The organism is Acidobacteriota bacterium (assembly GCA_040752915.1).
GTDB lineage: Bacteria > Acidobacteriota > UBA4820 > UBA4820 > DSQY01 > JBFLVU01.
In genome coordinates this window covers 1-6,704 of the sequence record JBFMHB010000105.1, presented here as the reverse complement: position 1 = coordinate 6,704, position 6,704 = coordinate 1, and the positions used below count along the sequence as shown (strand labels likewise).

Genomic DNA, 6,704 nt, shown 5'->3' with positions numbered 1-6,704 from the left:
GAGCCCCTCGCCTCCATCCTCGGGTCCATGAAGGCGGTCGCGGAGGGGGTCCCCACGACCCGGTCCGTGGCCGAGCTGGCCCGCCGCCACGGGGTCGAGATGCCCATCACCTTCGTCGTCGAGCGGATGCTCTACGAGGGCCTCCCCCCGGGCCAGGGCGTGCGCGAGCTACTCTCCAGGGACCTCAAGCACGAAATGGCCGATTGAGGGAAGGGTCCGAAGATCCGGGACGGGACCGGCCGACGCCGGGCGCGAGGTCCCGCCCGCGCCGATTCCCGCGCCGCGGTCCGCCTCTCCCAGGGGCCCCAAGGTCCCCCTACCCCCGCCCCTGGCCCTCCACCTCCCGCAGAAGCGTCAGGTAGCTCTCATACCGGGCCGGGTGGATGGACCCCTCCTCGGCGGCGCTTCGCACGGCGCACCGAGGCTCGGCGAGATGGCGGCAGTCCTGGAAACGGCACCCCTCTCGGGCCGCATGGATCTCCGGGAAGGCGCGCTCCACGTCCCTCCAGCCCATTCCCGCCAGGCCGAACTCCCGGATTCCCGCCGTGTCCACGAGGAAGGTCCCGTCCGCCAGACCGTGGGCGTACGCGTTGGAGGTCGTGTGGCGGCCCTTTCCCCGGGTGGGGTCCACTTCCCCCACCGTCCGGTCGAGCCCGGGCGCCACGCGGTTCACGAGCGTTGTCTTCCCCACCCCCGAATGGCCGAGGAGGAGCACCCACCGCCCTCGGACCGCGGCGAGGAACTCCTCCACGCCGTCGCCCCGCTTGGCGCACAGGAGGTGGATGGGGAAGCCGAGGGCCTCGTAGGGAGTCAGGGTCCGCCGGACCTCACGGCGCGACAGGAGATCCATCTTGTTCACGAGGATCGCCGCCGGGACACCGATGCGGGTGCCCTCCACGAGCGTCCGGTCCAGGAGGCCCGTGTTGAGGACGGGATTGGGGGCCAGCATCACCGCCAGGACGTCCACGTTGGCCGCGATGACTTGCTCGGCGCCCGAGAAGGAGAGCCTTCTCATGACGGCGTTGGCCCGCTCTTCCACGGACTCGATGAGGGCGGTGCCGTCATCCTGAGGCCTGAGCCGGACACGGTCGCCAATGGCGATCAGGTTCTTGGCCCGGTTTCGCGAGAGGGCCAGCCGGCCCCCGGGAAAGGCCTGAAGGATCCTCTCCCCGTCCCAGACGCGGTGGAACTTGCCGTGGGTCTCCACCACCCTCCCGCTTTGTTGCACCCTCGCCTCCGCTGCACTATAATGCCACACCCAAGTTCCTGTGGGGGTTTCACGACGATTTCCGCCGAACCGTCACTTTCGTAGCGAAGGGGCCGCCATGTATCCGATCACGAAGAAAAAGGTGCTTGCCACCGGGGTCGTGGAGATGGACATCCTCGCCCCCCGGATCGCCAAGGCCCACAAGCCGGGCCAGTTCCTCATGGTGATGAACGACGAGAATTCGGAGCGCATCCCCCTGACCATCGCGGACTCGAACCCAGAAACCGGCGAGGTGACCATCGTCTTCCTCGAGGTGGGCCGCTCCACCATCGACCTGGGCCAGAACTACAAGGAGGGAGATTCCCTCTTCGCCGTCCTGGGACCTCTCGGCACCCCCACCCACATCGAAGCCTACGGCGACGTGGTGGTCATCGGCGGGGGCCTCGGCGTGGCACCCATCTACCCCATCTGCAAGGGCATGCGGAAGGCGGGGAACCGGGTCACGACGATCATCGGCTACCGGCGCAAGGACCTCATGTTCTGGCAGGACCGCCTCGCGAGCGCCTCGGACGAGCTCGTCGTCACCACGGACGACGGGTCCTTCGGGATGAAAGGCTTCGTGACCACGGCCCTCCAGAAGCTGCGCGACGAGGGAAGGATGATGGACCGCATCGTGGCCATCGGCCCCCCCATCATGATGAGGGTCGTGGCGGACCTGACGCGGCCCTGGGGCGTTCCCACGGTGGTGTCGCTCAACACGATCATGATCGACGGCACGGGGATGTGCGGCGGGTGCCGGATCTCCGTGGGAGACGAGACCAAGTTCGTCTGCGTGGACGGCCCCGATTTCGACGGCCACAAGGTGGACTGGGACCTCATGTTCAGCCGCATGAAGGTTTACGTGGACGAGGAGCACCGCGCCGTGGCCGCGAGCCCGTCCTGCAAACTGTACCTCGAGACTCTGAAGCGCTGAGGGGGAACACATGGCCGAGACCGTGGACATCGCCGCCCTGGGCGGAGTGAAGGAGGGGGAGAAGAAGCGCCCCCGTTCCAAGGAGCCCCGCCGGGAGATCGCCTGCCAGACCGTGGAGGCGAGGATCCGGAACTACGATGAAGTGGCCCTCGGCTACTCCGAGGCCGACGCCGTCTACGAGGCCATGCGCTGCCTCGAGTGCCCCAAGCCGCGGTGCGTCGTGGCGTGCCCCGTGCACATCGACATCCCGACCTTCATCGGCCTCATCAGCCGGGGGAAGTTCACCGAGGCCGCGGAGGACATCCGGAAGTACAACAACCTGCCCGCCGTGTGCGGCCGAGTCTGCCCTCAGGAGAACCTCTGCGAGGCCGCCTGCATCATCAACGACACCAACAAGGGGAACCCCATCGCCATCGGCCGGCTCGAGCGGTTCGCCGCCGACTGGCAGTTCGGCCACGCCGGGCGCCGCGACGTGCGCAAGCAGCCCGCCACGGGATTCAAGGTGGCCGTCCTCGGGTCCGGCCCGGCGGGCCTGTCCTGCTCGGCGGACCTCGCCAAGATGGGCCACACCGTCCACCTCTTCGAGGCCCTCCACAAGCCCGGCGGCGTCCTCATGTACGGAATCCCCGAGTTCCGCCTCCCGAAGGCCATCGTCCAGAAGGAGGTGGAGTTCGTGGAATCCCTGGGGGTGAAGATCGAGTGCAACGTGGTCGTGGGCCGGACCATGCCCGTTCAGGAGGTGCTGGACGAGTTCGATGCCGTCTTCGTGGCCACGGGAGCCGGCTACCCCAACATGATGAACATCCCCGGGGAGAATTTGAACGGGATTTACTCGGCCAACGAATTCCTGACCCGCGTCAACCTCATGCGGGCCTGGAACCACCCCGACGCCGGGACCCCCGTCAAGAAACCGAAGCGCGCCGTGGTGGTGGGCGCAGGGTTCACGGCCTTCGACGTGGTGCGGATCAGCCTCCGCCTGGGCGCGGAAGAAGCCCAGATCGTCTACCGCCGCACGCGGGAGGAGATGCCCGGCCGGGGCGAGGAGATCGAGCACGCCGAAGAGGAGGGCGCCATCTTCACCCTGCTTTCCGCGCCCGTCCGGTACATCGGCGACGAGAAGGGCTTCGTCAAGGCGGTGGAGGTCCAGCGCATGCAGCTGGGCGAGCCCGACGCCTCGGGCCGCCGGCGCCCGGTACCCATTCCCGACAGCAACTACATCATCGACTGCGACCTCGTGGTGGTGGCCATCGGCCAGACGCCCAACGTGCTCATCCCCTCGAGCCTCCAGGGGCTCGCCACCAAGTGGGGGTCGGTCATCAAGGTGAACCGGGAGACCTACATGACCACGGTGCCCAAGGTCTTCGCGGGCGGCGACGCCATCACGGGCGCGGCCACCGTCATTCTCGCCACCCGCGCGGGCCGCGAGGCGGCCCGGTCCATCGACGCCTACGTGCGCGATCCGTTCCGCGCCTGGCACGCGCCCGCGTGATCCGGAGGAGGGGGAGATCATGTCGATTCGAGACGTTTTCGTCGCGTACCTGAACAGCCCCTTCGCCGAGAGCCTCGCCAAGGACTTCGAAGGCGCCAAGGCGGCTCTCCCCTCCGGCGGGGCCGCCGCGGCCTCCCTTCAGGAAGCGCTCCTCGCCGTGGCGGCCGAGGGCGACCACCCCGCCTTCGCCCGAAAGTGCGGGCTCTTCCTTTCCGCGGTTTTCCAGACCCTCGCGTCGAATCAGACCCTGGACCTGTCCCCCCTGGGCGGGGCCCGCCTCGTCGGTCTCGGGACCGGCCTGAGGCGTTTCGATCTGACCGTCAAGGGAGACCTCGGGGACTACGCCGGCGCGTACATGGAATCCGGCACCCTGACCGTGGAAGGCGACGTGGCGGACTACGCGGGCATGGGCATGCGGGGCGGCGACCTGGTCATCAAGGGCCTGGCGGAGAACCACCTGGGCCACTCCATGATCGGAGGCAGGATCCTCGTGGAGCGGAACGCCCACGATTTCGCGGGCAACCGAATGGTGGGCGGCCTGATCGTCATCCGGGGGAACGCCGGGTACTCCACGGGGTACCGCATGAGCGGGGGCACGATCGAGGTCCGGGACCTCACCTGGGACCAGGCCGGCGAAGAAATGGTGGGAGGGCGCGTCCAAATCGGCGGGCACATCGGCCGCGAACTCGGCCTCTCCATGGCGGGCGGCGAGATCGCCCTGTCCGAATCCCACAAAGACACGCCCAGGACCAAAGCCCAGGGAGGGCGCCTGTCCATCATCGCCAAGGGAAAGAAGGGATAGGACCGCGCCGCGAAACCCCCGCGGGGCCTGGGCGGCCCCTGCCCGGTCCCCGTGGGTCGCGGCCTCCGCTTCCGGCTGGCACTTGCCTTGCTAAGCTGGTACTCTAGGCACGGTGAGTATGCCAGAATGACACGAAGCACCATTCTGATCCTCGAGGACGAAGCGGAAAACCTCCGGAGCTTGACCCGCGCCTTGGAGAAGGTGGGATTCCGGGTCGCGGGGTACCAGGACCCCGTGCAGGGTCTGCGCTACCTCCAAGAGCAGGGGGGCGTGGACCTCGTGCTCACGGACCTCCGCATGCCCGGCATGGACGGCATGGAGGTCCTCAAGCGGGTCAAGCACACGGAACCCACCCTGCCCGTCCTGCTCATCACGGCCTTCGGCTCCGTGGAGTCCGCGGTGGAGGCCATGAAGGTGGGCGCCGACGATTACCTGGCCAAGCCCGTGGACCTCTACGAGCTGCGCCGCCGGGTTCAGGCCCTGGTGGAGCGCCGGCGCCTGAGCGTGGAGGTGGACGAACTCAAGGCCCGTCTGGACGAGCGGTTCGGATTCGAGAACATCGTCGGTTCCTCCCCCCCCATGCGCGAGCTCTTCGACCAGATCCGCATGGTCGCTCCCACCCGCGCCACGGTCCTCATTCGCGGAGAATCGGGAACGGGCAAGGAACTCATCGCGAACGCGATCCACCAGCACTCGGACCGCAAGCGCGGGCGGTTCCTTCCCATCAACTGCGCGGCCATCCCCGCGACGCTCATGGAAAGCGAACTCTTCGGTCACGAGAAGGGCTCCTTCACGGGGGCCGACCGGGCCCACCCCGGGAAGTTCGAGCAGGCCCACGGGGGGACCCTGTTCCTCGACGAGATCGGCGAGCTGAGCCTGGACCTCCAGGCCAAGCTCCTGCGCGTACTCGAAGAGAAAACGGTGACCCGCGTCGGGGGGACCCAGGGCATTCCGGTGGACGTGCGCATTCTGACGGCCACGAACCGGGACCTCCACCGCCTGGCGGGAGAGGGTCGCTTCCGGGAGGACCTGCTCTACCGCTTGAAGGTCGTGGAGCTGCGCATCCCCCCTCTGAGAGAGCGCGGTGAGGACATCCCCCGCCTGGCCCACACCTTTGTGGCCCAGCTGGCGCAGGAATACGGCAAGCCCATCACGGGGATATCCCCGGAGGTCCTCCAGGCGCTGGCGGCCTTCCCCTGGCCCGGGAACGTCCGGGAGTTGAAAAACGTTATAGAGCGCATGGTCATTTTCTGCCACGACACCGAGCTCCGGGAATCGCACCTTCCGCCCGAACTGCGGTCCCACGCGGGATCACTCCCGGCTGCGTCCCCTGAACCCCCGGCGGGACCGGCCCTCTCCGCCGGGCCCCGCCCCCCCGCGGCGCGCGACGTCCAGCCCCTGGACGCCCTGGAACGGGATGCCATCCTCGAGACCTTGAAGAAAACCGGAGGGAACAAGACCCAGACCGCCCGGCTGCTCGGGATCGGCCTGCGGACCCTCCATCGCAAACTGAAGATTTACCGGTACGACGACCCCGAGTCCGATCAGGAAAGGAGTTCCGTATGAAGACCGTCAAGACCCTCATGCTGGTGACGCTGGGGACCCTCCTGGTCCTGGTGGGTTTCGGCATCGCTCAGATGAGCGGGGTGAGCACCTCCACGGCCCGCGCCATCACGGCTTCGACCGCCGCCCCGCCGGCCCCCCAGGCTTCGTCCTCGGCCGGCCTCCCCAGCTTCTCGGAGGTGGCGGAGCGGGTCAATCCAGCGGTCGTGGGGATCACGGCCTTGAGCGTCCAGGATGGCAAGGGGCCGTCCTCGTCGGAGGACCCCGACGACCCCCAGGACCCCTTCGGGAACCCCTTCGAGTTCTTTTTCGGCCGTCCCCACCCTCCCATCCCCCGGGGCACGCCTCCCGTGGAGGAGGCCGGGGGCAGCGGGTTCATCATCAGCCCCGACGGGTACATCCTGACGAACAACCACGTGATCGAAGGGGCCAGCAAGGTGAGGGTCACCCTGGATGAGACCATGAACTACGACGCCAAGGTCGTGGGCCAGGACAAGGAGACGGACGTCGCCCTCCTGAAAATCGAGGCCTCCGGGCTTCCCACGCTGCCCTTGGGCGATTCGAACGCGGTCCGGCCGGGGGATTGGGTCATGGCCGTGGGCAACCCGCTGATGTACAGCCACACCGTCACGGTGGGCGTCATCTCCGCCAAGGGCCGCCGGATCTCCTC

7 protein-coding genes are annotated in these 6,704 nt (G+C 68.0%); 6 read left to right on the top strand and 1 reads right to left on the bottom strand.

What is annotated here, in order from left to right; all coding sequences use genetic code 11:
• The coding region (locus AB1824_12770; GenBank protein ID MEW5765837.1) for a glycerol-3-phosphate dehydrogenase at nt 1–207 on the top strand (207 nt) is incomplete at its 5' end.
• A gap of 109 nt (nt 208–316) precedes the next feature.
• Here the strand turns inward: AB1824_12770 and rsgA are convergent.
• Nucleotides 317–1,228, bottom strand: coding sequence for a ribosome small subunit-dependent GTPase A (gene rsgA / locus AB1824_12765; protein MEW5765836.1), 912 nt, complete (start codon nt 1,226–1,228; stop codon nt 317–319).
• 97 nt (nt 1,229–1,325) lie between these two features.
• Between rsgA and AB1824_12760 the strand changes: the two genes are divergently transcribed.
• From AB1824_12760 to AB1824_12740, 5 genes are all read left to right on the top strand, one after another.
• On the top strand, nt 1,326–2,180 hold the full coding sequence (locus AB1824_12760; GenBank protein ID MEW5765835.1) for a sulfide/dihydroorotate dehydrogenase-like FAD/NAD-binding protein: 855 nt from the start codon (nt 1,326–1,328) through the stop codon (nt 2,178–2,180).
• A gap of 10 nt (nt 2,181–2,190) precedes the next feature.
• Complete coding sequence (gltA, locus tag AB1824_12755; GenBank protein ID MEW5765834.1) at nt 2,191–3,669, top strand: NADPH-dependent glutamate synthase; 1,479 nt, start codon at nt 2,191–2,193, stop codon at nt 3,667–3,669.
• Nucleotides 3,670–3,688: 19 nt separating this feature from the next.
• Nucleotides 3,689–4,471 (top strand): hypothetical protein, encoded by a 783-nt coding sequence (locus AB1824_12750; GenBank protein MEW5765833.1) that lies wholly within the window; start codon nt 3,689–3,691, stop codon nt 4,469–4,471.
• A 126-nt stretch (nt 4,472–4,597) separates the two neighbouring features.
• Nucleotides 4,598–6,037, top strand: a complete 1,440-nt coding sequence (locus AB1824_12745; GenBank protein MEW5765832.1) for a sigma-54 dependent transcriptional regulator — start codon at nt 4,598–4,600, stop codon at nt 6,035–6,037.
• Nucleotides 6,034–6,704, top strand: a 671-nt coding sequence (locus tag AB1824_12740; GenBank protein ID MEW5765831.1) for a trypsin-like peptidase domain-containing protein, incomplete at its 3' end; no start/stop codon positions are given. The genes AB1824_12745 and AB1824_12740, both read left to right, overlap by 4 nt.

What these genes read in the sequence shown, in the direction of transcription:
- AB1824_12760 (MEW5765835.1), top strand. Translation starts at nt 1,326, where the DNA reads ATGTATCCGATCACGAAGAAAAAGGTGCTTGCCACCGGGGTCGTGGAG.
- gltA (MEW5765834.1), top strand. Translation starts at nt 2,191, where the DNA reads ATGGCCGAGACCGTGGACATCGCCGCCCTGGGCGGAGTGAAGGAGGGG.
- AB1824_12750 (MEW5765833.1), top strand. Translation starts at nt 3,689, where the DNA reads ATGTCGATTCGAGACGTTTTCGTCGCGTACCTGAACAGCCCCTTCGCC.
- AB1824_12745 (MEW5765832.1), top strand. Translation starts at nt 4,598, where the DNA reads ATGACACGAAGCACCATTCTGATCCTCGAGGACGAAGCGGAAAACCTC.